At 56.3% G+C, this 26838-nt stretch carries 29 protein-coding genes and 3 pseudogenes; 18 read left to right on the top strand and 14 right to left on the bottom strand.

All coding sequences use genetic code 11. From position 1 onward, the window contains the following. Positions 1-329 precede the first annotated feature (329 nt). A complete protein-coding gene (locus ACFPWW_RS14220) occupies positions 330-815 on the top strand; it encodes a hypothetical protein (protein WP_377312159.1) in 486 nt (161 codons plus the stop codon). A 653-nt stretch (positions 816-1468) separates the two neighbouring features. On the opposite strand, the gene ACFPWW_RS14215 is transcribed toward ACFPWW_RS14220, so the two are convergent. Further along, a complete protein-coding gene (locus ACFPWW_RS14215) occupies positions 1469-1783 on the bottom strand; it encodes a DUF982 domain-containing protein (RefSeq protein ID WP_377312158.1) in 315 nt (104 codons plus the stop codon). A gap of 356 nt (positions 1784-2139) precedes the next feature. Between ACFPWW_RS14215 and ACFPWW_RS14210 the strand changes: the two genes are divergently transcribed. The 3 genes and pseudogenes from ACFPWW_RS14210 to ACFPWW_RS14200 all read left to right on the top strand — a co-directional run bounded on the left by ACFPWW_RS14210 (position 2140) and on the right by ACFPWW_RS14200 (position 4033). Continuing rightward, entirely contained in the window at positions 2140-2724 is a 585-nt protein-coding gene (locus tag ACFPWW_RS14210; RefSeq protein ID WP_377312157.1) for a nucleotidyltransferase family protein, read from the top strand. Continuing rightward, positions 2721-3425, top strand: coding sequence for a 2'-5' RNA ligase family protein (locus ACFPWW_RS14205; RefSeq protein ID WP_377312156.1), 705 nt, complete (start codon positions 2721-2723; stop codon positions 3423-3425). The genes ACFPWW_RS14210 and ACFPWW_RS14205 overlap by 4 nt, the downstream gene beginning before the upstream one ends. Before the next feature lie 30 nt (positions 3426-3455). Then, positions 3456-4033 (top strand): annotated as a pseudogene (locus ACFPWW_RS14200) (3'-5' exonuclease). An 81-nt stretch (positions 4034-4114) separates the two neighbouring features. Here ACFPWW_RS14200 and plsY read toward each other — a convergent pair. Next, entirely contained in the window at positions 4115-4786 is a 672-nt protein-coding gene (gene plsY, locus ACFPWW_RS14195) for a glycerol-3-phosphate 1-O-acyltransferase PlsY (protein ID WP_377312337.1), read from the bottom strand. Positions 4787-4947: 161 nt separating this feature from the next. Here plsY and ACFPWW_RS14190 point away from each other — a divergent pair, with 161 nt between their 5' ends. Further along, a complete protein-coding gene (locus ACFPWW_RS14190; protein WP_377312155.1) occupies positions 4948-5463 on the top strand; it encodes an NUDIX hydrolase in 516 nt (171 codons plus the stop codon). Positions 5464-5658: 195 nt separating this feature from the next. On the opposite strand, the gene aac(6') is transcribed toward ACFPWW_RS14190, so the two are convergent. The 5 genes and pseudogenes from aac(6') to ACFPWW_RS14165 all read right to left on the bottom strand — a co-directional run bounded on the left by aac(6') (position 5659) and on the right by ACFPWW_RS14165 (position 8634). Beyond that, the gene (gene aac(6'), locus ACFPWW_RS14185; protein WP_377312154.1) at positions 5659-6111 is read right to left on the bottom strand and encodes an aminoglycoside 6'-N-acetyltransferase; all 453 of its coding nucleotides are present in this window, start codon (positions 6109-6111) and stop codon (positions 5659-5661) included. Positions 6112-6249: 138 nt separating this feature from the next. After that, positions 6250-6726, bottom strand: coding sequence for a GNAT family N-acetyltransferase (locus ACFPWW_RS14180; protein WP_377312152.1), 477 nt, complete (start codon positions 6724-6726; stop codon positions 6250-6252). Between the two features lie 272 nt (positions 6727-6998). Next, positions 6999-7595 (bottom strand): MBL fold metallo-hydrolase, encoded by a 597-nt coding sequence (locus ACFPWW_RS14175; protein WP_377312150.1) that lies wholly within the window; start codon positions 7593-7595, stop codon positions 6999-7001. Positions 7596-7728: 133 nt separating this feature from the next. Beyond that, a pseudogene (locus tag ACFPWW_RS14170) lies at positions 7729-7899 on the bottom strand (aminoglycoside phosphotransferase); the annotation flags it as partial. Between the two features lie 411 nt (positions 7900-8310). Further along, positions 8311-8634: a hypothetical protein gene (locus ACFPWW_RS14165; protein WP_377312149.1), complete on the bottom strand. Its 324-nt coding sequence runs from the start codon at positions 8632-8634 to the stop codon at positions 8311-8313. 589 nt (positions 8635-9223) lie between these two features. Between ACFPWW_RS14165 and ACFPWW_RS14160 the strand changes: the two genes are divergently transcribed. Further along, positions 9224-9634, top strand: coding sequence for a hypothetical protein (locus tag ACFPWW_RS14160; RefSeq protein WP_377312148.1), 411 nt, complete (start codon positions 9224-9226; stop codon positions 9632-9634). Here ACFPWW_RS14160 and ACFPWW_RS14155 read toward each other — a convergent pair whose 3' ends face one another. After that, a complete protein-coding gene (locus ACFPWW_RS14155; protein ID WP_377312147.1) occupies positions 9635-9913 on the bottom strand; it encodes a hypothetical protein in 279 nt (92 codons plus the stop codon). It lies immediately after the preceding gene. Between the two features lie 104 nt (positions 9914-10017). On the opposite strand from ACFPWW_RS14155, the gene ACFPWW_RS14150 reads away from it, so the two are divergent. Next, on the top strand, positions 10018-10167 hold the full coding sequence (locus tag ACFPWW_RS14150; protein ID WP_377312146.1) for a hypothetical protein: 150 nt from the start codon (positions 10018-10020) through the stop codon (positions 10165-10167). Between the two features lie 312 nt (positions 10168-10479). Here ACFPWW_RS14150 and ACFPWW_RS14145 read toward each other — a convergent pair whose 3' ends face one another. Then, entirely contained in the window at positions 10480-10725 is a 246-nt protein-coding gene (locus ACFPWW_RS14145) for a BON domain-containing protein (RefSeq protein ID WP_377312145.1), read from the bottom strand. Between the two features lie 166 nt (positions 10726-10891). Here ACFPWW_RS14145 and ACFPWW_RS14140 point away from each other — a divergent pair. The 4 genes and pseudogenes from ACFPWW_RS14140 to ACFPWW_RS14125 all read left to right on the top strand — a co-directional run. Then, positions 10892-11101 (top strand): annotated as a pseudogene (locus ACFPWW_RS14140) (DUF1236 domain-containing protein); the annotation flags it as partial. An 86-nt stretch (positions 11102-11187) separates the two neighbouring features. Further along, positions 11188-11460 (top strand): histidine kinase dimerization/phosphoacceptor domain -containing protein, encoded by a 273-nt coding sequence (locus ACFPWW_RS14135; RefSeq protein ID WP_377312143.1) that lies wholly within the window; start codon positions 11188-11190, stop codon positions 11458-11460. After that, entirely contained in the window at positions 11414-11650 is a 237-nt protein-coding gene (locus ACFPWW_RS14130; RefSeq protein WP_377312335.1) for an ATP-binding protein, read from the top strand. The genes ACFPWW_RS14135 and ACFPWW_RS14130 overlap by 47 nt, the downstream gene beginning before the upstream one ends. A gap of 1806 nt (positions 11651-13456) precedes the next feature. Further along, positions 13457-14107, top strand: a complete 651-nt coding sequence (locus ACFPWW_RS14125) for a hypothetical protein (RefSeq protein ID WP_377312142.1) — start codon at positions 13457-13459, stop codon at positions 14105-14107. 3 nt (positions 14108-14110) lie between these two features. On the opposite strand, the gene ACFPWW_RS14120 is transcribed toward ACFPWW_RS14125, so the two are convergent. Next, complete coding sequence (locus ACFPWW_RS14120) at positions 14111-15010, bottom strand: LysR family transcriptional regulator (protein ID WP_377312140.1); 900 nt, start codon at positions 15008-15010, stop codon at positions 14111-14113. Between the two features lie 96 nt (positions 15011-15106). Here ACFPWW_RS14120 and ACFPWW_RS14115 point away from each other — a divergent pair, with 96 nt between their 5' ends. Then, entirely contained in the window at positions 15107-15937 is an 831-nt protein-coding gene (locus tag ACFPWW_RS14115; RefSeq protein WP_377312138.1) for an SDR family oxidoreductase, read from the top strand. Between the two features lie 241 nt (positions 15938-16178). Beyond that, entirely contained in the window at positions 16179-17393 is a 1215-nt protein-coding gene (locus tag ACFPWW_RS14110; protein WP_377312137.1) for a condensation domain-containing protein, read from the top strand. A gap of 379 nt (positions 17394-17772) precedes the next feature. Here the strand turns inward: ACFPWW_RS14110 and ACFPWW_RS14105 are convergent, their stop codons facing one another. Beyond that, positions 17773-18192, bottom strand: a complete 420-nt coding sequence (locus tag ACFPWW_RS14105; protein WP_377312136.1) for a hypothetical protein — start codon at positions 18190-18192, stop codon at positions 17773-17775. An 11-nt stretch (positions 18193-18203) separates the two neighbouring features. Next, on the bottom strand, positions 18204-18953 hold the full coding sequence (locus ACFPWW_RS14100; protein WP_377312333.1) for a glucose 1-dehydrogenase: 750 nt from the start codon (positions 18951-18953) through the stop codon (positions 18204-18206). A gap of 94 nt (positions 18954-19047) precedes the next feature. Here ACFPWW_RS14100 and ACFPWW_RS14095 point away from each other — a divergent pair, with 94 nt between their 5' ends. After that, positions 19048-19944, top strand: coding sequence for a LysR family transcriptional regulator (locus ACFPWW_RS14095; RefSeq protein ID WP_377312134.1), 897 nt, complete (start codon positions 19048-19050; stop codon positions 19942-19944). Positions 19945-20120: 176 nt separating this feature from the next. Then, positions 20121-21575: a catalase gene (locus tag ACFPWW_RS14090; protein ID WP_377312133.1), complete on the top strand. Its 1455-nt coding sequence runs from the start codon at positions 20121-20123 to the stop codon at positions 21573-21575. Positions 21576-21626: 51 nt separating this feature from the next. Here the strand turns inward: ACFPWW_RS14090 and ACFPWW_RS14085 are convergent, their stop codons facing one another. Further along, positions 21627-22106, bottom strand: coding sequence for a carboxymuconolactone decarboxylase family protein (locus ACFPWW_RS14085; protein ID WP_377312332.1), 480 nt, complete (start codon positions 22104-22106; stop codon positions 21627-21629). 203 nt (positions 22107-22309) lie between these two features. On the opposite strand from ACFPWW_RS14085, the gene ACFPWW_RS14080 reads away from it, so the two are divergent. The 3 genes from ACFPWW_RS14080 to ACFPWW_RS14070 all read left to right on the top strand — a co-directional run bounded on the left by ACFPWW_RS14080 (position 22310) and on the right by ACFPWW_RS14070 (position 26340). After that, positions 22310-23116 carry a cysteine hydrolase family protein gene (locus tag ACFPWW_RS14080; protein WP_377312131.1) on the top strand — a complete coding sequence of 269 codons (807 nt, stop codon included), beginning with the start codon at positions 22310-22312 and terminating at the stop codon, positions 23114-23116. Positions 23117-23164: 48 nt separating this feature from the next. Next, positions 23165-23911 carry an SDR family oxidoreductase gene (locus tag ACFPWW_RS14075; RefSeq protein WP_377312130.1) on the top strand — a complete coding sequence of 249 codons (747 nt, stop codon included), beginning with the start codon at positions 23165-23167 and terminating at the stop codon, positions 23909-23911. 854 nt (positions 23912-24765) lie between these two features. Continuing rightward, entirely contained in the window at positions 24766-26340 is a 1575-nt protein-coding gene (locus tag ACFPWW_RS14070; RefSeq protein WP_377312128.1) for a PAS domain-containing sensor histidine kinase, read from the top strand. Here the strand turns inward: ACFPWW_RS14070 and ACFPWW_RS14065 are convergent. Further along, on the bottom strand, positions 26323-26742 hold the full coding sequence (locus ACFPWW_RS14065; RefSeq protein ID WP_377312127.1) for an Rrf2 family transcriptional regulator: 420 nt from the start codon (positions 26740-26742) through the stop codon (positions 26323-26325). The two genes, ACFPWW_RS14070 and ACFPWW_RS14065, sit on opposite strands and share 18 nt — an antisense overlap. Positions 26743-26838 lie beyond the last annotated feature (96 nt).

The raw sequence follows: 26838 nt of genomic DNA, 5'->3' as shown, positions 1-26838 counted from the left end.
GATCATTTTTGTGAGATGGACGAGATATCGCCTCCGGACGTCCCCCGAGATGACCCTGACCGCTTCATCCGTTGTCAGGACGCGCTTCATATAGCCTTAGCAAGCTTGGTTGACCGCGCCGTGACGGCCGGCTGGCGACCTGATGAAGTCCTCACCGCGCTCATTGAAGTGGCTGATAATCACGCTCTCATCCTTGCGGCTAACGCCGACCTCGAAGCTGCGCTTTTGATCCTCAACAGAAAGCGCCCTTGACTCCTTCGATAAAAAGAACAAAATAGGAACATCCGTACGGCAACCCGATATCCCTACCCATTCAAGGAGGATTCCGCATGCCTACGATCCTATATACAAACCAGCCGGACGTCTCATCGCAGGATGTTATGAAGGTGGCAGTCTTCGCCGAATATGTCGGCAATCACTGCTACGACGTATTTGATGACGATGGGTCGAGGTCCCGGTCGGAGACGCTGTCACTTCGAGCGCAAGAAGTGTCCGACGCGCTCGATTTCGGCGACGAGCCACACTTTTCTCGGGATGCGATTCAGAAAATCATCGATCTTCGAAGTGTCGTCGCGGATATGTGCTTCGACAGGTTCGGCAAGCGGGGGTACATGGGTAAGTCCATCGACTTGATCCACATGGGCCAGGACGTGGCAGACGTCCTCGACAAACTCATCGTAGTCCAACTGTCTCCTGAGGAGGCGGAAGAGGCCGAGGCCGATTGGGGCCATGAATTTCAGTTCCGTCCGACCGTGGATGGTACCAATTCGGGCTCAATTCGTACCGAAAACATGGGTTTTCGAGCGGGAGGTTGAGCGTCTGCTTGGCCACACCCGCCATAGCTCAGTACGCACAGCGGCCATCCGCGATGGCAACTACGCGCCGGGTGTGGATATAAACGTGGAACGGCACGCGGCGTGTGAGAGCCCAGCTATTTCCTTTTTCCAAATGGCAGCTTGGTCTTCGGTCCTGTGTTTTGTGACTTCTGATCACTATCGTCAGACAAAGTCGGCGAGGACGGGCGTCGAAATAACCATACTAATCGTCCAACAACGCTGCCAATCACGACAGCAAATAGAAAGGGCGGCAAGACGTAACTCGCAGCAACGAGCACGCCGTATATCATCATGACGCCCAACGCGCCGACTATCGCGGCGAACTCGATCCAGCCGTTGTGCACCGAAGAGACGTCAGTTCTCGGCCAAAACGCGTCGATAGAGCACTTATTGGCCCAGAAGCAGTTGAGCAGCAGCCTCACTGCGAAAAAGGCCATTGCCAAAATAGCGGGAGCGATGACTCCGTCATTCCCACGGTTCCCACGTGACCTACCTCGATATGCGATAAACGCGGAAATCCAAAATGCGGCGAAGGAGAAAGCCAACAAGGGCCTTGCGAGAAATGGCGGCATCAGAAAATCAGAATACATTGGCTTGCTGCGTCGTGGCCAGCTATCGGCCAAATGGGTTTTTCAACGTTGTTGTTGTTCGGCGGTTAGGACCTGTTGCCCGTGTTCCAATCCCTGCTGGACGACAGCTAAAGCAGCGATACCTGCTTCATTGGCGGCACGTAGAAGGATTTGCCGGAACTCCTCGGGCAAGATTTTCCCGGTAATTGCGTCGACACATGCTTTAACGGCAGCCACATACTCTTCACCGTCATCGGATGGCCAGTCCTTCATCAAGAGATGTGCCGCATCACCCAGCGTCCGCACGACTCTGCGTGTTGCTGTATCGCGCAGAACAATCCCGACCGGCGTGAATGCCGATGATGTATTCCAGCACATTTCCTCAACCCCAACGTACCTATGCCGCGATCCCCACATGCAACATACGCGCGTATTCGATAATTTTGAATTGAAATTATTCACAGGACAGCGGCCTCACCGACACTGTCGAGTAGAAAAGAAAGGGCGCTCTACGACTGCATGTCGGAGCGCCCTGAGCTGCGTGAGCCTTTGTTGCACAGGACAACGCAGCAATACCGAGATGATAGGATTCGCAACAGATTGCAACCTTAGGCGTTCGATCTGATGTTTTTGCGACTATGAATACTCCACCTCCGTTCGATGAATACGGTGTGGCAGAATCGGTTATGCTGACACATCATTGAAATCGACCGCGTCTGAGGGAGGAAGTTGGCATGAACGAACAGTTCCTGCGATTGCAAGACATTGTTCTCGATAGCCCGTTGCTGCCCGTCCTGCGGGATAATTGGGATACGGTTGCTCTGCCGGATTCCTGGCTCGTGGCTGGGGCGATTGCTCAAACGGTATGGAACCACGAGGCGGGGCTCCCTCTGGCTCATGGCATCAATGACATCGATATCGTTTATTTCGATGCCAACGATCTCTCCGAGGACGCCGAGGCCGAACACGCAGCTCGAATACGTAGCGCCTTTTCCGAACTGGGTATCTGGATCGATGTGAAAAACGAGGCAAGGGTTCACCTCTGGTATGAGACGAAATTCGGCTATCCGATCAAACCATACCTGTCGACCGTCGATGCTATAGCGACATTTCCGACGACGGCCACGGCGGTTGGCCTTCGTCCCGAGAATGGCAGCCTGGAGTTCTGCGCTCCCTTCGGCCTTTCCGATCTCCTTGATGGTATCGTCCGTCCGAACAAGAGCCAGATCAGGCAGGAGATATACGAGCAGAAGGTCAACCGATGGATCAGAATATGGCCAAACCTCCGTGTAGTGCCTTGGGTTGAGGAGGAAGAATGAGGAGGGCCTTTGGTCGCCGATCTGTACTTTTCAAAAGGGCATCTGCCGTGATCCGAACTAAGGTCGATACGCTGTGGTTTAAGCGATGCTCGGCATATCACCTCCAGCTTTTTCCCGCCTCTGAGACGGTGTCAAAGGTCTGCGCGTTGCAGGACATCATCGAGTGTGAGTGCGATGGTCCGCTGTTGCGGGTGCCCCCACAGAGCTTGCACATGACGGTCGTGACATTGCTCAATGCAGCAAGCCAACTCAGCAAATCGAATGACGAGGTCTGGAGTTTGAAGGGCAAGGGGTGGCAGGAAACCATAGAGAGGTCGCTCAGCGCGACCTTTCCTTTCGACCTCTGTTTCCGAGAGGTGGCCTCATCAGAAGCCGCTATTTTCCTGAAGGCACAGGAGCCGCCTGAGCTGCGGCGGCTTCGTTCAACTATCTCTGATGCCATTTCGTTCGAAGATTGGAGGCCGAAACCACCGCGTATAGCTCACATAACGCTGTTCAGGTTCTCGGCGGAAGAATGGCTGTCTATGCCAAACATCGACGCCGAATTGTTGCCCATCGAATTCAAAGTGGAAGGCCTCCAATTGGTGAAAGAACGAAGGTACCCAAGCGTGGAGGTCGACATTCTCGACGAAGTGCCGTTTCGGGGCGCAGGCAATGGAAGCGCTGACAGCGGTAATTGCCATCTCGCCGATCTGACGTAGTCTCCCTTGGGAGAGCCTGAGGAGAAGCGCATGAAAACAGCTGTTATCTTCGACTGCGAGTTCCTTTGCATCAAAGGCTCTCAGAGCCGTTTCTGGTGTGCAGCTATCGATCCCGACCCTGTAATTGCTCAAATCGGAGCAGTCAAAATTGGCCTCCAGAACGAATTCCCAATCCTTGAGACTTTCAAAGCTTACGTGACGCCGTATGACAGGCATGGCGCTCGATATGCAATCGACCCCTACTTCACCGACCTGACGGGCATCACCGAGGAACATATCACCCGAGACGGCAGACCTTTGCAGACAGCGTTGGACGAACTTGACCGCTTTTCTGATGGTGCAACCTTCTGGTCTTGGGGGAAAGACGAACTGACAAGCCGCCGATACCCGCGCCCCGGTTCGATAACGCCGTGAAGCTTCTGCTTGCTGCTGGTATGCCTGTAGAGGATTTGGCGCGAACGCCCAGCAATAAGCTTGCCGATTATTACGGCGTTGAGCACCAGGAATTGCAGGGGCACGATGCGTTGGACGATGCACGATCTGTCGCTTACACGCTGCAATTTCTGCTTCGATCCGGAAAACTTCAGCCGTCCGCTTTTGGCAGCTAAGGGCCCGCGACCGTTACGCTGGAGCACCAGAGACGGATTCTGATGTGCCGCCAGCGATTCCTTATCGACCTTTCCGGGTGATCAGGTTCTGTCCGGATTGGTCTGGCCCAACTTGGGTTCCAGACCAGCTATCAGCCTCCTGACATTGGCGCGGTGACGGATGATGACGAAAAGTCCTCCCACGATCACAAGCAGTCGATAAGGGAATGGCTGCTCCAAGCTGAGGACAAGGCCTATAGCAGTTATAGCCGCGAGGATCGAGCTGAAGGATACAATGCGGGAAAGGGCAAGGGTGCCCGCCCAGACTGCCACTGCTCCGATCCCGACAAGTGGTGATACTGCGAACAGGACCCCGAGACCTGTGGCTGCAGATTTCCCGCCTGTGAATCTCAACCATATCGAACACCCATGCCCAACCAGAACGGCTAACCCCGATACGCATACGAGCCAAGGCGCTAAGCTGTGGAGGTCAGGATTCGGTGGAATCGCAAAGAGCGGAGAACTGGTCAGCCAATCGTAATACCATGACGCAACGAGTATTGCTGCCGCGCCCTTCAGGACGTCTACAACGAGTACAAAGAGAGCGGGACCTTTACCGAGGGTCCGTAGAACGTTCGTGGCACCTGTAGATTTCGAGCCATGGTCACGAATATCAATATTGCGAAGAAATTTCCCGAGAAGATATCCCGTTGGTATTGACCCGAGCATATACGCGACGGCCAATCCAACGGCGCTGGCAATCCAAAGCACGATTTGATTCATCCGTGAAACGGTTCGTCGATCCGATTTAGCAAGGAGCCTCCCGCGACAGCGAAAGTCAAGAAGGATTAAATCCGGTGCGGGAGGGCCGCCTTGCTTCCAGAAGATGTAGCCCGTTCCAAGCATGTCGTTGTGGCTCACAACAGCACGCTGACGTGGAAAATGTGAAAGGTGCCAATATGAATGACAGGACCATGATCGTGCTGGACAATGGGCCGTCTCGGTTCCAATTCAGGGCGGCTGCACTCATCTGGACTGAAGGGCATATCCTGATCCATCGCTCCGTCAGCGATCCATTTTGGGCGCTTCCTGGGGGTAGGGTAGAGTTTCACGAAGCATCGGCCGAAACTCTGTCGCGGGAAGTCGAAGAGGAACTCGGGAGCACCTCGGTTGTCGGCCCCCTGCGGCTATTGATCGAGAACTTTTTTGAGTTGGGTGGCAAGAAAACCCACGAGTTAGGCTTCTACTACGATGTGCGGTTGCACTCACCGCCCCCTTTTGTTCAGAATGCTATTGTCCACCGCAGCCGCGACGGGAACACCGACTTGGAATTCCGTTGGGCTTTACCGGAACAGCTAGCGAGTTTTGACCTCAAGCCAACAGCATTATTTCCCTTAATCAGGAGCTTGCCATCGGCTTTTACCCACGTCGTTCACCGGGACGAACAATGACTGCATAGCCACAGCATTTCTTGTGCGCCTTGCACGGCAGGGGCGTCGGGAGCATTCATCAGCGAGGGGCCGGCGAGCGACACACCGCTCACGGAATGCCGCAGAAATACGCTGCACCTTCATCCTCGAAAGTGGTGTCGAGATTCACCTTAGGCCGACCGACGGAAGGGTGGAGGGATAGCTCACTGGCTTGGCTTACAGTGGCTTTCGGAAGAACACGACGCGCTGTGTCTCCTCAAATCGTAATGCGGTATGGAGCGCATGACTTTCTGAATCCGCAAGCGATGCGTCAGAGCCGAATTCAACACAGCAATGCGACCTCCCCCAATCGGCAACGGCATTGCAAAGCAATCGTGCGATCCCTTTTCGCCTGTCAACCGGCCGCACGTAAATTCCCTCGAGGAATAGGACGGGCGAGCTGCTGCATCCATTCACATAATCATGTCGTAACGTGGCCTCAGCAAACCCGACAGATTCACTCGCGGCACTTCGAGCGATGAAAGCGACGGCTTCTCCACTGTCTGAAAGAAACTCTCGGACCAATTCCGCTCGAAGAGCGTCAAGCGAGTGATGCGGCCAAAGCGCAACACGAAGCTGCGCCCACTGATCGACATCTTTTATAGTCCCAATCTCAACAATCGTTTCCATAGCGCGGTTCCCTCCTCGTCGCGCATCGAGCGCAATTCCAGGCAGCCGATTTCACCTCGGTATGCTGTAATCCCAATTTCTCGACTGGCACCCCTCTCGCCCAGGCCCAACAGGGCCTCATGTCGGACGTCAGGTCTGCTACCGGGAACCTAGTCGCTTCGGTCGCTCCATGAGAAGGTGCGTTGGAGTACGCCCGGCTTCGAGGAATCCATATCGGCGGTAGAGACTGCCAACCGGGTTCCACAAAAGATACTCAAGGCGAACGGAGACGTCTTCGTCATCTGCAATTTCGAGGCAGTGGGCAAGAATTTTCGAGCCAATGCCGAGTCCCCGAAATCCGTCAATCAGATAGAATTCGCCGAACCGCATGTACTCCGGTAGCATTTGGAGCGACAGAGTTCCGATTGGCCGTCCATTCAGCTCGATCTGACAGAATGGCTTCTCGCGCAGTCGTTGGGCATGAACTTCGCGCTGGTACTTTTCATCCCAACCCCACTGCTTAATGATGTGAGGGCCGATGGCCTGTTTCTTCGCCTGGAATGAGAACTCGAACTCCTCAGCGGTCGGCGTGAGTAGTTGAAATGCCAAATTAGGGGGAAGGTCAGGAACTTTCATAGGATCAAAACTACCTTCAAGCGTAATCGATGTCTCCGGTGCGAATGATCACCCTCGTGTGGCGTCATCTTCGATAGCCGCGATGTATCTCGCGACCGATCGCTCCACGACACCTGAACCGTCGTGTTTGATTGTCCTACCTGAAAATCCCCCGTAGATCGCCTCGAAGCGGTAGGGACGCACCGCTTCTCCTATGCCCTTCACTGCTGTGGCGTTTAACGGAAGGAGGTTCGGGAAACTGCGCATGAAGCTTACATATCTGCGATCGAGCGTTACCTCATCGTGTCACCGGTGAACAGCGCGCCGCGACCGTCTTCCAGCCAAGGGCAATAGAGCACCGAACTGCCGGCGAAATGGCCGCCGCAGCGGATCAGGGTTGCCTGTTTCAATTCACGGGTTTCCTCTGTCCACGGGCTGAGTGCCGGGCCTGACCTCTGGACCCATTCGCCATCATCGGCATGAACATAGACAGGCACGTCGCCAAAGGGTTGGCTCCACTCCATCATCGACGCATAGAAGTGCGGGTGCGAAATAGCGATGGCCGCAATGCCGCCCAGAGCAGCAATCGTCTTTCTGCTGGTCCCATCCAGAAGGCTGAGGCAATCCCAGAGAATGTTGCCGTCAGGCCCTTCGATGAGGAATGCTCGCTGACCGATCCCGAACTCCGGTGCTATCTGTAGAGAGTGTATGCCTTTGGCTTCCTCGTTCCATTGAATTTCGTGGGTCGAACTGACGTCCGCCATGTCCGTCCATGTCTGACCTGATGGCGGTACGAACTGCCTTTCATCTTCGCAAACGGGACAGGCAGATGGCGGCTCCGTGCTTTCGCCGAACTGAGTGCCACAGGCGGTGCAGATATGACGCGTCATTGCTCAGCTCCTTGTTACACGCTCACTCCGGATTCTAGCTGCGATCGCATCTGCAAGACACGGGCCAATCTCAACTTTAACAGCGTGGTCGCAGGCTTCGGAACGAAAACGGCCGCTTGATGCGCTGAACTCCTTAGACCGCACGGACTTCGCCAAGCCATCTGACTGCGTACTCGTCCTGCAAGCAGACGGCGGCTCCCCATGCGGCGGACGCCTGCGCCGCGATGTCATGCGGGTCGTCGAGATCGGCAGCGTTGTAGCGCAGTACCAGGTCAACGTCGGGGACGTCCACGTGCGACTCATCCCTGTTCCCATTATTCCATCATCCTTGGAAAGCTGCTGATCGCGGAGTGTTCACCTTGCGCCCTCCGGCCTGTACCGCTTCAGGAAAATTAAAGGGGTGGCATCGGTAAAGGGTGTCTCACCGCAACCCACCGCCTTTGATCGATGGATGACCTTGTTGCCGAACAGCTGACATGGCAAGAGGTGTCGTACGAGTGGGAGAGGGGCGATATCTCAGCGATCAAGCAGGGGCATGCATGAGTGGCACAAGATGATCTTCGACGCGAAGCGGAAGTTGAAAGACATTTACAGGGTGAGTACTTCTATTTTGTCTCCGACGGATCAAAAAGAGGCCCGCCAAAGCAGGCGACAATTGCGACAAGTTGCAATACGAAGCTAGCCTCACCACCCCATCATCAAGTGCTATCGGGGATCAGGTAGGGCAGACGTATTTACTTACGATTTGACCTGAAATGAGCACCGAGCAAACCACGGAAGATAGCGCTATTTTGGTGGGGCTCAGCATTGTGAACTTCTTCAACAACCATGCCAGAGCCGCGTAGGAAGTCAGAACCGAAGATAACGCTGCTACGTGCAATTTCAGATGCTGAGCAAGATCTGTGTAGCATAAGTCGTCGCCAAGAAATTTGCGTTGTGCGACTAAATCAAATTGGTCGTAGCGGTTGTAAACGATGAGCGCCGTGAACAGCACAGGCCATACATACAAAACCGCCGAATCGCGAAATTGATTTGCCAAATTAATCCTCTCCACGGTCACTCAGAGCGAGGCTAAAACAACAAGCTTTTAGTTTTTAAGACCCCGCCGCCCCATCATCAAGGGGTGGGAATTGGGCCTGCTTTCTTATTTTGCGATTGACATCGAGGGCGTTGAATTCCTCGAGGCTATCCTTGCCGCTGCATGCAACGAGTGAAGATTTCTCCGGAAGGGCTTCGTGACGACTGGCTTTACCTAACGAGATCGCGAAGCCATCTTGGTTTTAGGATAAATTTGCTATCAACCACATGCAATCATTGTACGAGTGTTTAGAGTTGCGCTGCGTTTGAATGCGGGGTTTCATTAAATCACTGAAAGAGTGCGTTTTGTCGGGCGATTATCGCCCTACGGCTATCCTGCCAGCTCGAGGTGTCTTCAGAACGCGTTCCGAAATCAGACGGCGGGTGGGTCTTATAGCTGAAGTGGCCCCACTGGTTCGCCAGCTTGATGAGATGACGAAGCAAGGCCGAAGTTAACAGATACGGTGCCTTGTTCCAGGCGGTTCCGGAACAATATGCACCCCCGCGGCATATCTTCCTGATTTCGTTCCGCGCTTCAGATGGAGGACAACATGCCAGCGAAGAAGACTACTGCAAAACCGCTTGTCGCCGAAGGCGCTGCAATCGGCGAACCGGTACCGCGAGCAGTTGTGGACAAGAACACGGCATCAGTCGGTATTCCGCCGCAGCCGGAGTTCGACGCCGAGAAGGAGATAGGAGCTCTCCGGAAGCAGTTGGAAATCCTTACACAGCAGGTGGGCGACGCTTCCTCCGCCGTCAAGGGCAGCGCACGCCAGGTTGTACGGCAGGCTGAAGGAACCGTAAAACTGTATCCAGTATCGAGTCTTGTAACGGCCGCTGCAATCGCCGCTACTTTCGCCCTCGTCGTTGCCGGGCTGAGGGCGTCGCCACGCCATTCGCGCTATGACCGAGCGATTGAGGACCTCCGTGAACTATACGGCAGCTTACGCGGCCGCTTCTAGTCAAATTTCGGTATTGCCGGTAGGCGTGGATCCTTGCACCTTCGCTTTAAGAGTAATGCGAGGGGAAGCATGATCGACGTCATCATCAATAACAGCCTCCGCACCGTCGCAAAGTCCGGCCGCTTGATCGAACGCGCCCGCTGCCTTGTAGCGGGCGATCCGAACTTGCAGAACGAACTCGACCAATTGCAGGACGTTGTTTTCCTTCTGCAGGACGCGGCGAACCTTCTTCGACGAACCTTCGAAGCCCGGCCAGAGATCGCCCGTGGGTTGCTGCATACGACGCTCCAATAGTCGACATTCGTCGGCACCGTTCTTCTGGTGATCAAGGCGCTACGCGATCGACCGTTGCCGTTTTCTTCGCCGCGGCCGCACGAGAGTTCGTGGTCGCCGAACAGCGCGTAGCTGGCGAGAAGGCCTTTCTGAAGCTCTTAGGCATCACCGTCATCGACAATCCAAACCAGTCCTATTCCTATACGTTGACCCAGTTGTCTCAACGGATCGGGCTGCCGAACTGGCAGGTCCACTTCTGAAGAAACGGATTTGATGAGGCTCTCAAGCGGCTCTCCTGACGCCAGCATTCTTCACCCGAGCGAGGTCGCCGGAGGGGCGATGCATGCAACGGCCTGAAGATTCTCCAGGCCATCAGGGCTTCGTGACGCGTGTCGTAGACCTCCGATTACAAGGCCATTCTCGGGAGGAGATCCTTGGTAGGCTCAGGGTGGAGTTCGCGAGTCACGCTGGCCGTGAGCATACTGCCATTGATCCGTGACGACTGAACTGGAACGAAGTATCCGCCACACGCACTTTGCGCACCAGGAGCCAGTTCTGTCATTCGCCACCGGCTAGCCATCCGTCGCTGCTTCGCGGTCCTGCATCCTATCGTGTACGTTCTCTGGGCCGGCGATCGACGCGGCTATAGCAGTCGCTTTCTCCCGATCGACATAGCTGGCCACATAGCCTTCTAGCAGGACGCTTCTGCCGACCATGCTCACAGAGATTGAAGAGCGTTGCAGGTCCGGTTGCGCGGACATGGCCGCCTGCACGCTTGCAAGCTGATCGTGGGCGAGGGTTTCCGGCTCGAATGTCATGACAGTCCTCCTTCCATGATGCGGGAGGAAACCGCGGGAAGACGTTTTGGTTCAGAGCTGGGACTTAGGTCTTGCACGTCCTTGGACAGAGGTCCCAGGTCTGGAACAGGGGGCACGCGTGAAGGTTTTGCGCTCGAGCGCAGCCTTCGCGCAGTCGGCAGCGGTTCCGGACAAGGTCATTACTTTCCTACAGAAGGCTCCGGCTCCCAAGGAACCGGTTGTCATCAAGGAGAAGGTTGTCGTAGGCCAGCCGCTTCCCGACACCGTCGTCGTGACCCCGATCCCAGATGAATCTGGCTATGCCTATGCGATCGTCGACGACGAGCGCGTAATCATCGAACTGGCCGCCCGCAAGGTGATCCAGGTCATCAAGTAATGAGATATGGGTCGCCTCGTGCGATCCCGCAGCCTTGACGTAGAAAGCTGCGTTTTGTTTCCGCAGCGCGCGCGAGGGCCGTCCAGTTGGAAGAACTCGATCACCGTACCAAGAACGATCTCGCCACTGTGGCCTCACTTCTACGCCTTCAGGCACGGACCCTGGAGCAAGGTCCTGCCAGGGCGGCCTTGGACGAAGCGGTTTCGCGGCTCAACGTCATCGCGCGTGTGCACCGCCATCTTCAGAAAAGTAGCGATGAGGGCGGCGCGGCGGTCGACATCGCCAACTATCTGGAAGAGCTGACCCAAAGGGCTGGCCGACCTGCTGCGCGATCTGAGGCCGATCGCCCTCAGAGTTAGGAGTCCCCACCTGCTCGTTCCCTCCAACAAGGCGTCGTCCATCGGCCTTATCGTCATCGAGCTGGTGACGAACGCCTTCAAGTACGCCTTTCCGAACGATGACGGCGGGAGCGTTGAGATCACTCTGATCTCGGAAGGAGTAGATATCCTCCTCACCGTCGTTGACAACGGGGTAGGATGTCCGCCCTAACTTGACGACGGGATCGGATCGAAACTCGTCAAGCTGATGGCGGCGCAGTTCGATGGAGAGGTGGTCAGATATCCATCGGAGAATGGGTGCCGTGTCGACGTCAGGCTGAGGTAGCCCGAGAAATCGCAAGTTTTGTCCGATTGCCTCGAATATGGTGGTCGGGGCAGGGATTCGAACCCCGCGTCACAGCTCCAAAGCTGGAAGCAACCTCGGATACCCGAGGGATGGGGAGAGCGCCGCGCTCCATTACGCTTACGCCCGACTGAACGGATAACTCATGGGCCCTTGCGATTGTTCCAATTGGGATTTTCTGCCGCGAAGATGGTTGTAAGCTTGATGTCGCGGGCCTTGCTGATCAGTAGGAAGTGCTGGCCGCGCAGCGGATTAGTCTGACCGCGAAACCGAATTCAGCCTCGTCGACCACGGAGCCTTGGTCCATTCGCTACACTGACTCAAATTCTTATCGCGCCACTTACATGCGTAGACGGCACGTCACGATAAGCGGCGGCTACGTCCTCATGTAACGTGACTATGTCGTCGACCGCGACGCCCGGAAGCATACATCGGGTTTTGACCTCGAAGAGGAATGGCTCTCCACCGTCGGGGGTTGCCGGATAAAATCGCTCGTATCTGACCTCGACAAACGGTTCGCGGGTCTGAAATTGAAGGCCGAATCTCAGGCGAGAGCGCCCCTCCAGAACATCTGAGGAGGTGCTTTTGAATGCTCCGATCCAAGAGTCGCTGCCGGATGCCCGCGCTTCGGTAAGCAACAGGTGACATGCGTCAAGGACACTCATGCCGTGCCAAGACATGCTGCTGCGAGCCCCCGCGTGCTCTCGGTCGCCGTCTCGTAAACTTGCCCTTATGACGTCGGTCTCAAAATTGCGTTCGGCTCGGACTTCTAATAGAGCGGTTCCAAAGCGCAAAAGTCCCTTATGATTTTTCTGAAATGCGCCAGCCAGATAATAGAGATACTCCCCCATTGGCTCAACTTCCCAGAAAACACCGTCATAGGTGGCGGGCTCTCTATGATGTGGGGGAAATTCAAACCAAAGCGGGAGCGCTACCGGGCGGTCTATGACGGATATTGGTTGAAGATTGACCGGCGGGTGTACCGCAAGGTTTGCTTCCACATCGGCAGGCAATTGAACGAATTTTGCCTTCGATGAGGGGCGACCCAAGAACTTCTCTAGCCAACCAGGCATGCCATTCCTCACATAAAACGGCGTCCGACAAGACATTGGAAACAGTCTGCCGCGCGGCGGTCGACCGTTTCGATCGCGGCCATCGTACCCAGGAGGAACTCACCAGTATATTAATCGCGCGGTTCCCGCTGATCGCGCCTGCGTCCGCAGTCGTCCATTAATTGGATTGCTGCGCTGATAATCTCGAATCTCAGTACATCCCGCGCCTGTCTACCGGGACTGGAGGCGCATTCGGCATCTCGAGACCTTCAGTCACCAGGTCATCGTCCACGCGAGAAACGGAGTTCTGGTGGGGTAATCTGTGGGCACTACGTGTCCACCGGCTGGTGCCCAGGTTGCGATTGAGTTCGCGGTAGATCCGTGGAGGGCCGTGCTCTTCCTGGCCTGGTACGACCTGTTTTTCCGACCATTTAGGCGTCAACCGCCGAAGGGCGGCGTCAAAGGGCGGATGTCCCTTTGAAAACCCTTCAAATCTCGACCACACTCGTGTTATTCCGAAACATCTTACGTCGTAAGGCGCGGGTTAAGTGGATATCCCGTGTATATCTATTGCGAACGCTGGACGGAGCGTAGCACTGCGGAGGTACCGGAGAACCCCGCTATGAACGTGCAAAGTCGCTACCGTACAATCGCCGGCGTTTCTGTGCCGGATACCCCTATCACACATAGCGCGCTCACTTTTGCGCTAACGCACTGCGATCCCTATCTTTTCAATCACGCAGTCCGTTCTTGGTTATTCGCGGTGCGAGTTGCTCAAATCGAGGGTATCACCCATGACGAGGAGATCGTAGCTCTAGGAACGCTCCTGCATGACGTCACCCTTAACGACCGATTTGCCGGGCCGCGACGCTTCGAGGTCGAGGCGGCCGACATCGCGAAGCGATTTGCGATCGAGATGGAGATGGGAAACGAGCGTGCCCAACGCGTTTGGGACATAGTCGCACTCAATTCGACGCCGTCTATTGCTCTGTACAAGGAGACAGAGGTTTCCCTTTGCACAGCGGCTATCGGACTGGACGTCATCGGCTATCGGTTCGGCGTGATCCCGGCGGAAGAGATGAGTGCGATCCTGCAGGAATACCCGCGTTTGAACCTTAAAAAGCAGCTTACTAAATGTTTTTGTCACATCGCCGAAACCGCCCCAGAAACGACGTTCGATAACTTCGTACGAGATTATGGCAGGCGTTTTGTCGTCGGCTACAGGGCAACATCCGTTGTCGATCTCGTTTGCGACGCTCCCTTCGAGGAGTAGGTGCTATCGTGGGCTCTTCCGCCATGCCTGCGCGTGGTCGATGAATGCTCGCAGACCGGCCGATGGTAGGCGGCGGCTCGGATAGAAGAGTGCGATCCCGGGATAGGGTGGCGTCCATTCCGGCAGCAGTTGGATCAGACGACCGCTGGCTATATCCTCTTGCACCGAGCGGAGCGACACGTAGGCAATACCAGCGTGTTGGCGAGCCGCTTGCACGCTCAGTTCGGTGCTGCCAGCGATCAACCGCCCCTTTACGTTAACTGAGATGGCTTCGCCGTTCCTCTCCAGTTCCCAATCCACAAGCGACCCGCTGGGAAGTCTTGCCCTGATGCACTCGTGATTCAGCAAGTCGCCCGGCGAGGAGGGTAATGTCTTGCCCTCCAGGTAAACAGGAGATGCGACTAGAATAAAGGATTCGGTTTGACCGAGGGGAACACAGATCATGTCTTTCGGAACGACCTCCTGAAGTCGAAGGCCGGCGTCGAAACCTTCCGCCACGATGTCCACCAGTCTCCCCTCGGTAACCAGATCGATTTTCATCTCGGGATACGAGGCGAGGAAATCGAGCACGAGAGGGAGGACGCGTTCCGCTCCGCCCTCGGACGTATTCAGGCGAAGCACTCCAGTCGGCGTCGCACGTAGATGGTCGACGGCCTCAAGTGCGGCATCGATCTCATTCAGTGCTGGCCGGACTCGCTGAAGAAGAGCTTCGCCCGCTTCGGTAAGCGATACGCTGCGTGTTGTCCGGTTAAAGAGCCGAATGCCGACGCGCTTCTCCACATTTGCGACCTGATGGCTGAGGGAAGACACGGCAATCTGCAGCTCTTTGGCCGCGCCTCGAAAGCTGCCCGTATCGGCGACAACAGCGATTGCTCTCAAATCCGAAAGAGTCATTCCCGACATGATTGTTCAGTTTCCTTCAATGGGCTGTACGACTTTGTACCACTTATATCATCGGATCGAAGGTTTAAATACGGTGCTGTTTCAACGGAGAAACCAATGACCAAAACTGTTCTCATCACCGGCTGCTCCTCTGGCTTTGGCGAGGCCGCGGCATGCCTGTTCGCCGACAAGGGCTGGAATGTCATCGCAACCATGCGCAACCCGACGGAGTTATGCGGCGAATATCCAAACGTTCTCGTCACGAAACTCGACGTCCAGGATCGCGAGACCATCAAGTCCGCCGTTGCCGAGGGCATTGCGCGCTTCGGCAAGATCGACGTGGTCGTCAATAACGCCGGCTACGGACTTTTCGGCGTTTTCGAAGGTACGCCCCGTGAGAGGGTTCAAGACCAGTTCGACGTCAACGTATTCGGAGTCATGGATGTTGTCCGCGAGACGCTCCCCCACTTCCGTGAAAACCGCTCCGGCCTCTACATCAACGTCAGTTCAGGTGCGGGTGTCTTCGGCCTCCCGATGATTTCCCTCTACAACGCCTCGAAATTTGCGCTTGAAGGCTTCTCGGAGTCACTATCTTACGAGTTGGCTGCCCTCGGCATCGGCGTGAAGATTGTCGAGCCCGGTGGCGTCCTCGATACGAAATTCGGTCAGCGCAGCGGGCAGGAGTTCTCTTCCACCTCCACACCCGCCGACTACGACGCTTTCATCGCTGGTGCGAGCGCAGTTTTCGACCAGCTTCGCCAGAGCCGCGGACGAGCGACCAGCGAAGAGGTCGCGCAGGTCATCTACGACGCTGCAACCGACGGCACGGATCAACTTCGATACGTGGCCACCGAGGACATCAAGCCGCTCGTCGAGAAGCGCCGCGGCAGCTCGGAAGCGGAATACATGGCATTCATGCGCGAGCGGATGACGCCCAAGGTCGGGTAACTCCATCTGCATTGACCGCGCCGGACTGGGCGCGGTCAATGCATCTGGCCCCGAGACTTCAAGTGCTGGGGGTATGCCGCTGTATAGCTTGTCTCGCATGGCACTAAAGCGGAGTTTGCCGGTCGCGAGCAAAGCCGGAGACGCAATCGAGTCAGATCTAAAATTCGACGTGCAATCTGCGGCGCGGTCTCGAGACCGTGCTGATCGCTGATCCGTGCCCACATTTGGAGAATGTCAAAAAATGAAAAACGGAACTCGTGTACGCGAGCTGGGCTCTATCGAGAACCTGTTTGCGGCCTACGGAGAGGCCGGGGCCATGACCTTCGCAGTCTTCGCAAAAGTACGCGGGGAACTGACGTTGGAAAGGCTTCAGGAAGCCGTAAGGCAGGTCCGTCTGCGGCATCCCATTCTCTCCCTATGCATCGGTCAAGAGGCAGGAAGACGTCGAATTTTCGAGTTGTCCACGAGAGGGCCGGATATCGAAGTCCACGACGAAGGCAATTGGACGGGCCTTGCTGAGGACATGATTGCCAAGTCATTCGACACGACGAACGGTGCTCTATTCAGAGTTGGCGCTCTCCGGCAGGGCAATCGGTTCTACCTGGGCGCTGCGTTCCATCATTCAATTGCGGATGGGATGTCCGCGACATTCGTGGTTCGCGACATCGTCCATGCGTTGGCCGGCCGGACGTTGCCCGTTGCGGGAGCTGCGAACTCGCTTGACGCTTGGCTGGGCGAAGCCGAAATCGCTATGAAGGCAAAGGAGCTGGGGAGTGTTGCCGGTGCCGAAACAACTGGTGACAATCCCTGGGCGACCAATCCTTCGGCTAACGCCTGTGTCAGAACGCTGGCGCTCGAGCCGTCGCTGACCGCCAGGATTGAAACGACAGCCCGCGACAAGGGCACGACAGTCCATGCGGCACTTTCGGTTGCCATCGTCAGGGCACTCCTTGACGAGCCGCACGGTAGGACCGGCGTCCGACTGATGTCGCCCATCAATATGCGCAACACCTTTTCCAGCAGCGAACATTGCGGGATGTTCATCTCGGCGGGGATAATCGCGCATGTTAGAGAAGGTCTTCCCTTCTGGGAGGAGGCAATCCTGGCTCAGGCTAACTTGTTGCCTCATAGGACGAAGGAAGCCGCGCTGGGTTTCGCATCCCTCTGCCGCGCCAAGGTCCCCGCCGACGCAACCCCTGACGACGCTGTCAACTTCATGTGGCACTTCTGCACATATGACGCGATGCTGACAAATCTCGGCAGACTTGAAATCGACGGACGATGCAAGGACTACGCCATCGAAGAAATCTGGGGGCCCGTGCTCAGGTGCTGCGTCGAGGGTGAAGACGTCATAGGCGCGGCGACTTACGATGGCCATTTGCGGCTCGTGCATACATCGCTGAGAACGTCGTCATCATTGCTGGAGGATGTGCGGACGATACTTGAAGGCGTCTGATGCTGTCATTGGTTGAACGACACAAGATCCAAACACGCTCGCCACAGTCAACTAAGAAGGAGACCACTTCTGGTGTTGCTGCTGTTGTTGAGGAACGGTGTCATCGTTGCGCCTTCGCCGACGCCTTCGATTCGAACGACGAAATGCAGCCAGCAATACCTGGCAACCCCGCGACGGCCACATCATCCTGCCGGAGCGCGTTCAGCCGGAAACGCGTATCGCTGCTACCGCGACTATGGGATCATCTCCATCCAGCCGTCGACGAGCGTTGTGGCGAATTGTTGGGATATTCGCCATGCCTCATGTCGGGAAACAACGGAGCGCGTATTGGAAAATCCCAAACGCGCGCCCGATGAAAACTCGTCTCGCAGATCGACGCTCAACGTTCGCGCGGAGGCAGAAAGCCGCTAACCGTTGCGAGGTCCGGCCACGGCACCACCGTCTCCCCTGCGACCTTCCATTCACCTTGAATGCGCTTGAGGCGGAGCTCGTAAAAGGCGGCCACAGCCTTTTGGCTCATCCGTCTGTAGAGGATGGCGGTTGCGTCATCGCCCTGCTCTTCGATGTGGAGGATGCGTTTTTCCGTGGAAAGCGGTTCTTCACCAGAATCGCGACGCGCGCGAAACTCGGCGAACATTTCCGACTTCGAGATCCGGGTAATACCTCCTTCGGGGGTCAGAACCAGAAAGCCCAGGTCATCCGTGTAGAGCGATTCCATCTCGTCCATGCGGTAGTTGCTGCCCGTTTCGGCGAGCTTGTCAATGAAGGCAACGATTTCCGAGTTATGGTTATTTGTCATCTTGGTTCTCCTTAGATAAGCGACATGCCGCCATCGACATTGAGTTCGATACCATTCACAAACCGGCCCGCGTCGGAAGCGAGGAAAAGGGCGGCTCTCGCCACTTCTTCCGAAGTCGCGAGTCTTCCGGCAGGGATGGTGTTGGCCATGTGTTCGAGAAATGGACCGCGCTGCGCGGCGGAAATTCCGAGCTTTCCGAGGATCTCGGTATCGGTCGGACCTGGGCTCAGAATATTCACGCGGATGCGCCGCTCCTTGAACTCGATCGCCCAGTTCTTGGCGAAAGCGGCGGCGGCCGCTTTGGAGCCGGCGTAGGCCGTGTGGTGGGGAAGAACCTTGCTGGCGGCCAGGGAACTCGTGACGATAATGCTCCCTGCATCGTTCATGACGGGAGCGATGGCCTGAACCCCGAAAAAAACTCCTTTCGTATTGATCGAAAAATGCCGATCGTAGACTTCGTCAGTAACCTGCTCGGACGGCTTCAGATCGATCACGCCGGCGTTTGCGATGTAGATGTCGGCCGAGCCAAAGGTGCTCACTACCGCCGCCGCGACGGCGCGGTGATGCTCAAGGTCGGCGACATCTCCTTGAATGCCGATGACACCGTGCCCGATATCGGCAACCGCCTGGTCAAGTGCGTCCTTGCGCCGGGCTGTGATGACGACCCGTGCGCCTTCGTCAGCGAAAAGCTTGGCGGTGGCCTTGCCGATGCCGCTGTTGCCGCCGGTGATAATGGCGACCTTTCCTTCCAGTGCTCTCATCTTGATCTCCATGTCTGGTGTCATGGAGATAATTCGCTCTGGATCGGCGCATTAGCTGGATTACAAGCACATGATTTGTGCGCGGGAGATTTGAATGCCGAATTTGCTTGAGGAGACGCCGGGACTGATCGCGTTCGTAAAAGCCGTAGAGACCGGTTCGTTCAGTTCGGCAGCGAAAATCCTGCGGACTTCGCCTTCGGCCGTGTCACGCAGCGTCGGGCGACTTGAAAGTCTGGTAAAATCCCGGCTTTTCCTCAGGTCCACCCGCGCGCTGACCTTGACCGCTGAAGGGCAGTCCCTCTTCGAAAGGGTCGTCCCGCTGCTCCGCCAGCTTGACACCTCTGATGATATCTCGGCGGGGGACGAGCGCCTTGCTGGGCGAATAAAGTTCAGCATGCCGAGCGAGATGGCTCGCTTTTTCCTGACGCCAATTTTCCGCGATTTCGCTTCGTCATTTCCTGAGGTGAACCTAGAGGTTGGCCTGGCCGACAGGCAAGTCGATCTCATTCGTGAAGACTATGACGTGGTGTTCCGCGTCGGGGGAGGCGGTCAGGGTGAGATGCGAATTCGTAAGCTCGCAGACGTCAGTATGGTGATCGTCGCCTCGCCAGACTTCGTCGCAAGGCACGATAAGCCGAGTTCCATCCGTCAGTTGTCTGCGCTACCGTTTGCCAGGTACTGCGTACACGGTAAACCAAGTCCCGTGGTCCTCGATAGTGGGGAAGGATTCGTCCCCCGCGGGAAGGTTGATTGTGATACCGGGCAGGCATTGCGGGCCGCCGCGCTTCAGGGTCTCGGCGCGGCGGTCTTTATGCGGTGTGCAGTCAACGAGGAACTTGCCGAGGGCAGTTTGATCGATATCTCGACGGATTTTCGTCTTCCGCCACAGCCCTTCAGCATGATCCATGCCTTCGGATCGATGATGCCAAACCGTCTTCGACGTTTTTGCGATTTCGTCGCGAAACAAACGATGGCAATCCCCAGCCTTTAGGGCATCGAGGTTCAGCTCGGCGAGACGCAATCGGACCAACCGATTTCGCGTGAGTTTAATGCGTTTCACGTTCTCGATTTTTTCCTGAAGGCATCGACTATGCAAACTCTCGTATAGCTGGTTCACCAATTCGGCCTCTGCCCTACTGCATTGTTGAAAATCAAAGGAGCAGGCATATGACCCAAAGCAAACTCACGACGGCGGCTGGGGCTCCCGTCCCCGACAATTTCAACATCCTGACCGCCGGTCCGCGTGGGCCTGCGCTGCTGCAGGACGTCTGGCTGATCGAGAAGCTGGCGCACTTCGATCGTGAGGTGATCCCGGAACGCCGGATGCACGCGAAGGGAGCTGGGGCATACGGGACCTTCACAGTGACGAACGATGTCACCAAGTATTCTAAGGCTGATCTGTTTTCGGAGGTCGGCAAACAAACACCACTTTTTATGCGGTTCTCCACTGTCGCCGGCGAACGTGGTGCTGCGGATGCAGAGCGCGATATCCGCGGTTTCGCTATCAAACTCTACACCGAGCAAGGCAATTGGGACATCGTCGGTAACAACACGCCGGTTTTCTTCTTCCGCGATCCACTGCGCTTTCCTGACCTCAATCATGCGGTCAAGCGGGACCCGCGAACGGGGGTGCGAAGCGCGGAAAACAACTGGGACTTCTGGACGCTCCTGCCGGAGGCCTTGCACCAGGTGACGATCGTGATGTCAGAGCGGGGCATACCAAAGTCGTACCGGAACATGCACGGGTTCGGCAGCCATACCTTTAGTTTGATCAACGCCGATAACGAACGACACTGGGTGAAATTCACGTTCAGGACAAAGCAGGGGATCGCCAATCTCAGCGACGACGAGGCGGCCGAAGTCATCGGGCGCGACCGCGAAAGCCACGTTCGGGATCTTTTCGATAACATCGAAGGCGGCAATTTCCCTAGATGGTCGATGTACATCCAGGTCATGTCGGAATTTGAGGCGGCTTCCCACCGACACAATCCTTTTGACCTCACCAAGGTCTGGCCGCATGCCGAATTCCCGTTAATCGAGGTTGGTGAGATCGTTTTGGATCGCAATCCCGAAAACCACTTTGCTGAGGTCGAGCAATCGTCGTTTTCCCCTGCGAACATCGTGCCGGGTATTGGTTTTTCACCTGACCGCATGCTTCAGGCGCGCTTGTTCTCTTACGGAGATGCCGCCCGTTACCGATTAGGCGTCAATCATCACCAAATTCCAGTCAACGCGCCACGATGCCCGGTGCATTCTTATCACCGCGACGGAGCGATGCGCGTTGATGGAAATTACGGCGCTCAGACGAGTTATGTTCCAAACTCGCGTGACGCGTGGCGTCAGCAACCTGACTTCGCTGAGCCGGCGCTGGGTTTGAGTGGAAGTGCCGATCATTGGGACCATAATGTCGATGACGACCATTACGAGCAGCCGGGGAATCTATTCAGATTGATGAACCTCGAACAGCGGCGCGCACTGATCGATAACACGGCGAGGGCGATGGCCTCGGTCGCGACGGTCATCAAGGGTAGACACGTGTCCCACTGCCGCCTCGCAGACAAGGACTATGGCGATGGCCTGGCAGATGCTCTGCAGCTCACTCAATCACAGGCGGCCGAATAGGGTAAAGACAGGCGGGGCGAATATCGAACATCTCCCCGCCAGTCATGCGATTTACGAGAGGTTCGCCTTTTCGAGGCCGTAGAGTTTGTCCGCCGAGCCCGGAAGGGTCTTGAAGGCAAGCCCGGCGCGGTTCCAACCGTTGATGATCATGATCACGAAGGTGATATCCGTAATTTCCTTGTCGGAGAACAGGGACTTCATCTTTGCGAAGAGCTCGTCGGATATCCCGTCCGCCGGAAGTACCGTCAGGGCTTCGGTCCATTCCAGGGCCATTCGCTCGCGCTCGTCGAACAGCTGTGACTCCCGCCAAGCCGCGATGTGATGGAGACGCAACTCGCGCTCCCCAGCGATCTTCGCCTCCTTGATGTGCAGATCCAGGCAGAAGGCGCAGCCGTTCATCTGGGATGCACGGATCTCGATCAGAGCGATTAACAACTTGTCCAATGAGGCATGGCGCGTGGCAAAGGTCGCTTCTCCGAGCTTTTTGAAGACGTCGGGAGCGTGTTGTGGGTAATTCAAGCGTTGCGGGATCATCGTGGCGTCCTTTCGATACTCGTTCAAATCGCTCCACGCGTAAGTGACCGCGCCACCGGATCAAAGATATATCCTGGTATACGGCCGCTCCGAACGACACCTCGATGCCCGTCCGATATCCAGCGTATACTTGCCCGCGCATTGCGTTCAGCCGACCCTCGCGCGACTCTCGGAACCAAGGGCAGAAAACGGAGAACATCATGTGTGAGGACTGCACGAGCAGGAGGGCATTCTTTGGGACACTCGCAGGAGCGGTCGCGGCCGGCACAATTGCCGCGGCCTCCAGCACCAGTGCAATTGCTGCCGATGCCAAGCCATACGCCGATCCGCTAAATCCGGCGTTGCCGCCTACTGGAATGAAACTTGATACACGCAGGGCCGCCCTCGTCGTAATTGATCCTCAGGTCGACTTCATGAGCCCCAAGAGCCCGGCTTGGCCTGTGGTGGGCGAAAGCGTTACCGAGCAGAACACCGTTCCCAATCTTGTCCGACTGTTCAGGGCCGCCAAAGAGGTGGACATGCCCGTCGTAATCTCACCTCACTACTACTATCCCCACGACCACCGGTGGAAGGTTCAGGGGCCACTTGAGATCCTCCAGCACAAGCTGGGCATGTTCGATCGGAAGGGAGCGCTGACGCTTGAGGGGTTTGAGGGCTCTGGGTCCGAGTGGATGCCGGAATTCAAAGAGTTCATCGAGGACGGCAAGACGATCGTGTGTTCTCCGCATAAGCTCTATGGCCCACAAGCCAACGATCTCGTGCTCCAATTAGGAAAGCAAGGCGTGAATCAGATCGTGCTTGCCGGCATGGCGGCTAACCTCTGCGTGGAATCCCATCTTCGTCACCTCCTCGAACAGGGATTCGAGGTCGCAGTTGTCCGCGATGCGATCGCGGCTGCGAAATTCCCGGAGGGAGATGGATATCTCGCGGCGCTTATCAACTTCCGCTTTATAGCAAACGGCCTCTGGACGACGGAGGACGCCGTCCAGCGGATGCGTACCGCATAGAGGCGGTGGCGCAGTGTTCATTAGAAATCAAACACGGAAGGAAAGACCATGAAAGCAGTTATCATCGGTGGAGCCGGCCTCATCGGCTCGAAGGTCGCGAAGATCCTTACGGATGGGGGGCATCAGGTGATCGCGGCCTCAAGGCGCAATGGCATCGACAGCGTTACCGGGGCAGGTCTTGCCGAAGCCCTCAAAGGCGCTGACGTTGTCGTCGACGTTCCGAATTCGCCGTCCTTCGAAGAAGAGGCAGTGCTCGAATTCTTCACCAAGTCCTCCACGAACATCACCCGTGAAGCCAAAAAAGCCGGCGTAAAGCACGTAGTTGCGCTGTCGATCGTCGGGGTCGACAGAGTCCCGACGAACGGCTACTTCCGCGCAAAGGTAGCCCAAGAAGAGATCATCAAGAAATCCGGCGTACCATATACGATCGTGCGTGCCACCCAGTTCCTCGAGTTCCTGGATGCCATCGCCTACACCTCGACTCAAGGCGACGTCGTTACCGTCTCGACAGCCTACCTGCAGCCGATAGCTGCCGACGACGTCGCGAAGTTCATTGCGGACGCCGCGGTTGCTGAAGCCAGGAACGAGACGATAGACATCGCGGGACCGGAGGCTTTCCACACCAACGAGATTATTCAGAAGTACCTTGCCAAGAATGGCGACGGGCGAACGGTGGTCGGCGATCCGGAGGCAGGCTATTTTGGTTCTAAGCTTGAGCCGAACTCACTAATCCCTGTTGGCGGCACACCTAAGCTCGGTTCGATTACATTCGACGCCTGGGTAAGCGCCACCTGACCGGTGCGTGAAATACGGAAGCGCCGTTCGTCTTGCGGCGCTTCTTTTAGACCTGCGTTTTGGAGGCGCACGGTGCCTTCCTGTGACTTAATTGCTCGCGCTAGCGGCCACCAACTGCGCAGATTGCCGACGTACCGGCATCACAACCGTCTCTCCGTTCACAGCGAAAAGAGCCTCTGCTGACTGAGCCCCGTAAGAATTAATGGGAACGTACACCTTTGCGCTCTGAGGCTTTCTTTGCATCGGAATGATTACGAAGAGATATACCGAGATTGTTATGATGCCGAAGCCGATCGCAACCAGAGGAAATACGGCAAGCCCATCGTCCTTGGGCACAGAAAAGGGGATATTCCGACGCATCTGTTTCTTCCGTTGAACGCTCAAGGCTCAAGGAAGCCTATGATTAAGGGGCCTCACCGGTAAGTATACGAGAGTGTGGTGGCCGCAGTCGGCACATATACAGTCGCATGGCTCCGCGACGTTTTCGCGAAGGGAAAGGGGATTGTCAGGCCGCGTCGGTGCAAAGTGATCGCTATCAGGTGACTAGGCTGCGCCGATAGCGGCAATACCTGAAAGAGGCATTCGAGAAGTCATCTGCGGACAATCGCAGTAGGCACTTGAAATTTAGTGAGCGCTTCATCGATAGATGGCGGCAAGGAGAGGAGCGACGCGGCAGGGGGCGACGTTGCGCAGTAATTCGACATGGCCTCTCAAGATCATCTTCTGGAATCTCCAGCGTCCACTTCGATTCCCCTGAATGGCGAAACGGCGATTCCTCTTTTCTCCGTTGTTAGGAGGTATTGACCTGGCAAGGGCGTGTGATTTGATCGAACAAGTTTGGCGAGATGTCAGGGATGGCAATAGTGGCGCAAGATCGAGAGCAACTGCTGTCCCACGTGAAGGAGTTGGTCGAAACGCTTCCGGGACTGGGATGGTCCGCATGGCCGAACGGTGACTTCATGTGCTTTAGCGGCGCTATGGAGCGCTATATGGGGCAACAGGCTGAGCATTTGACCACTAAAGATGCGAACGGTGACTTCACGTGGAAAGAAACCGTGCTCGAAGAGGAATATGCGGCTCTCTCCAATGCTTGGTTAGACGCGGTAAATTCGAAAAAGGACGAATACGAAGTCACGCATCGCATTCGCGGAGCCGGAGGCGAATTGCGGTGGCTGCGTTCAACGGCGCGGCCGCAGCGGGATAGCACGGGGGAACCGGTCTACTGGCTTGGCATTTCGGTCGACATTCACGAGGCCATGACAGCCATGGAGCGGTCGCAGGCTAGCGAGAGGCAACTTCGCAGGCTAATCGACACAGTGCCGGGCATGATATGGGCCGCTAACGAACGCGGCGAGCCGATCTACTACAATAAACGACTGGAAGAGTGGGGCGGCGTGAAGGTGAACGAGATCGAACCTACGCCCGGACAAACGCTACTGTCGGCGGTTCTCGACAATACCGTTCATGCCGAGGACAGGGCGCGGGTCGAGTCTTCGCTGAAACACTGCATTTCCAGCGGCGAGCCTTGGATGGCTCGTTTCCGCCAGCGTCGAGCTGACGGAACCTGGCGTTGGATGGAGGGCCGCATGGAGGCGCTAAGAGACGACAATGGCGCAATTACTCACTGGTACGGCCTTGAACTCGACATAGAAAACGAGACCCGCGCACAGGAGTCGCTCCGCGACGCTTCCGAAAAACTTGCCAAGGCCGCGCAGGTCGCGGGTATGGCTGAATTGTCGGCGTCCATAGCTCACGAGGTTAGCCAGCCTCTCGCGTCAGCGTTGGCCAATGCCGATGCCTGCCGCAGATGGCTGGCAATGACCCCATCGAACGTTGAAAGAGCCCGCATCAGTGCCGAATGTGCTCTTCGGGATGCCAATGCCGCTTCGGAAGTGGTCAGAAAGGTGAGGGCGCTGTTCCAGAAGCACGTCGACGAAAGGGAATTGCGCGACATAAATTCGATCATAGCGGTGGTTTGCGATGTCCTGCGCAACGAGCTGTCATCACAGGGTATCCAGCTCCTCATCGAACTCGCCGAAAGTCTTCCCTCAGTGAGGATCGACGTTCTTCAAATCCAACAAGTGTTGGTCAATCTGGTTCGCAATGCCGCTGACTCTGTTACAGAACATACCGCTGGAGACAGGGTGGTTATCGTAAGGAGCGCGCTGCAGAACCACGAGGTGGTGGTTGAAGTCGAGGATTTCGGCAAAGGCATCGTCAACCTCGACAAGATCTTCAGCCCGTTCTTCACGACTAAGAAGGGCGGCATGGGGATGGGATTGTCGATTTCAAAGTCTATCCTCTTCTCCCACAACGGTCGGCTCTGGGCCAGGAACACGGCTCATGGAGCAATCGTCGCCTTTGCCCTGAGCGATCTCCCGCCTCAAAGTCATAACGTTGGAATGCCGCGATCAGGCCACGGCAAGTAGGGCCCTCAATTCCAGACGACGTCGCACCAGGTCCTCGACCGTGTACTTGTCGAAGACGGCGAGGAATGCGGCAATCGCCTCCGAAACCACCGGCGGAAGCCCGCATGCCGAGGCTACCATGCAGTCCGAGCATTCCAATAGGGTGTCGAGCCCCTCTGTATGTCGTAGAACAGCACCGAGATTGATATGATCGGCGGGCTTGGCAAGCCGTATACCGCCATTGCGTCCTCTGACAGCTTCAATGAAACCCGCGGCAGCTAGATCCTGCACGACTTTCATCAGGTGGTTTTCGGATATTCTGAACGTCTTGGCGACCTCTCGGATGGAGCCAAGGCCCTCGGCACGTGAACCAAGGTATAGCAATACGCGGATCGCGTAATCTGTATAGCGTGTCAGTCTCATGTTGCCTGCGTCAAAACGCCCATAACGAAAAGATGCATATGGATAGCATGTTTTCTCGTTTCATAATAGATGCATCTCATATGCATCTTATTGGGT

The organism is Rhizobium sp. GCM10022189, from assembly GCF_042656325.1.
In the GTDB taxonomy this organism is placed as follows: Bacteria; Pseudomonadota; Alphaproteobacteria; order Rhizobiales; family Rhizobiaceae; genus Rhizobium.
Note: the sequence above shows the minus strand (reverse complement) of the source record. Positions and strands in the feature narration are given on the sequence as shown.

Bases quoted from the DNA above. Each gene is read 5' to 3' on its own strand.
- ACFPWW_RS14220 (WP_377312159.1), top strand. From the start codon at position 330: ATGCCTACGATCCTATATACAAACCAGCCGGACGTCTCATCGCAGGAT.
- ACFPWW_RS14215 (WP_377312158.1), bottom strand. From the start codon at position 1,783: ATGTGCTGGAATACATCATCGGCATTCACGCCGGTCGGGATTGTTCTG.
- ACFPWW_RS14210 (WP_377312157.1), top strand. From the start codon at position 2,140: ATGAACGAACAGTTCCTGCGATTGCAAGACATTGTTCTCGATAGCCCG.
- ACFPWW_RS14205 (WP_377312156.1), top strand. From the start codon at position 2,721: ATGAGGAGGGCCTTTGGTCGCCGATCTGTACTTTTCAAAAGGGCATCT.
- ACFPWW_RS14180 (WP_377312152.1), bottom strand. From the start codon at position 6,726: ATGAAAGTTCCTGACCTTCCCCCTAATTTGGCATTTCAACTACTCACG.
- ACFPWW_RS14175 (WP_377312150.1), bottom strand. From the start codon at position 7,595: ATGACGCGTCATATCTGCACCGCCTGTGGCACTCAGTTCGGCGAAAGC.
- ACFPWW_RS14160 (WP_377312148.1), top strand. From the start codon at position 9,224: ATGCCAGCGAAGAAGACTACTGCAAAACCGCTTGTCGCCGAAGGCGCT.
- ACFPWW_RS14155 (WP_377312147.1), bottom strand. From the start codon at position 9,913: ATGCAGCAACCCACGGGCGATCTCTGGCCGGGCTTCGAAGGTTCGTCG.
- ACFPWW_RS14145 (WP_377312145.1), bottom strand. From the start codon at position 10,725: ATGACATTCGAGCCGGAAACCCTCGCCCACGATCAGCTTGCAAGCGTG.
- ACFPWW_RS14125 (WP_377312142.1), top strand. From the start codon at position 13,457: ATGAACGTGCAAAGTCGCTACCGTACAATCGCCGGCGTTTCTGTGCCG.
- ACFPWW_RS14120 (WP_377312140.1), bottom strand. From the start codon at position 15,010: ATGTCGGGAATGACTCTTTCGGATTTGAGAGCAATCGCTGTTGTCGCC.
- ACFPWW_RS14115 (WP_377312138.1), top strand. From the start codon at position 15,107: ATGACCAAAACTGTTCTCATCACCGGCTGCTCCTCTGGCTTTGGCGAG.
- ACFPWW_RS14110 (WP_377312137.1), top strand. From the start codon at position 16,179: ATGAAAAACGGAACTCGTGTACGCGAGCTGGGCTCTATCGAGAACCTG.
- ACFPWW_RS14105 (WP_377312136.1), bottom strand. From the start codon at position 18,192: ATGACAAATAACCATAACTCGGAAATCGTTGCCTTCATTGACAAGCTC.
- ACFPWW_RS14100 (WP_377312333.1), bottom strand. From the start codon at position 18,953: ATGAGAGCACTGGAAGGAAAGGTCGCCATTATCACCGGCGGCAACAGC.
- ACFPWW_RS14095 (WP_377312134.1), top strand. From the start codon at position 19,048: ATGCCGAATTTGCTTGAGGAGACGCCGGGACTGATCGCGTTCGTAAAA.
- ACFPWW_RS14090 (WP_377312133.1), top strand. From the start codon at position 20,121: ATGACCCAAAGCAAACTCACGACGGCGGCTGGGGCTCCCGTCCCCGAC.
- ACFPWW_RS14080 (WP_377312131.1), top strand. From the start codon at position 22,310: ATGTGTGAGGACTGCACGAGCAGGAGGGCATTCTTTGGGACACTCGCA.
- ACFPWW_RS14075 (WP_377312130.1), top strand. From the start codon at position 23,165: ATGAAAGCAGTTATCATCGGTGGAGCCGGCCTCATCGGCTCGAAGGTC.
- ACFPWW_RS14070 (WP_377312128.1), top strand. From the start codon at position 24,766: ATGGCAATAGTGGCGCAAGATCGAGAGCAACTGCTGTCCCACGTGAAG.
- ACFPWW_RS14065 (WP_377312127.1), bottom strand. From the start codon at position 26,742: ATGAGACTGACACGCTATACAGATTACGCGATCCGCGTATTGCTATAC.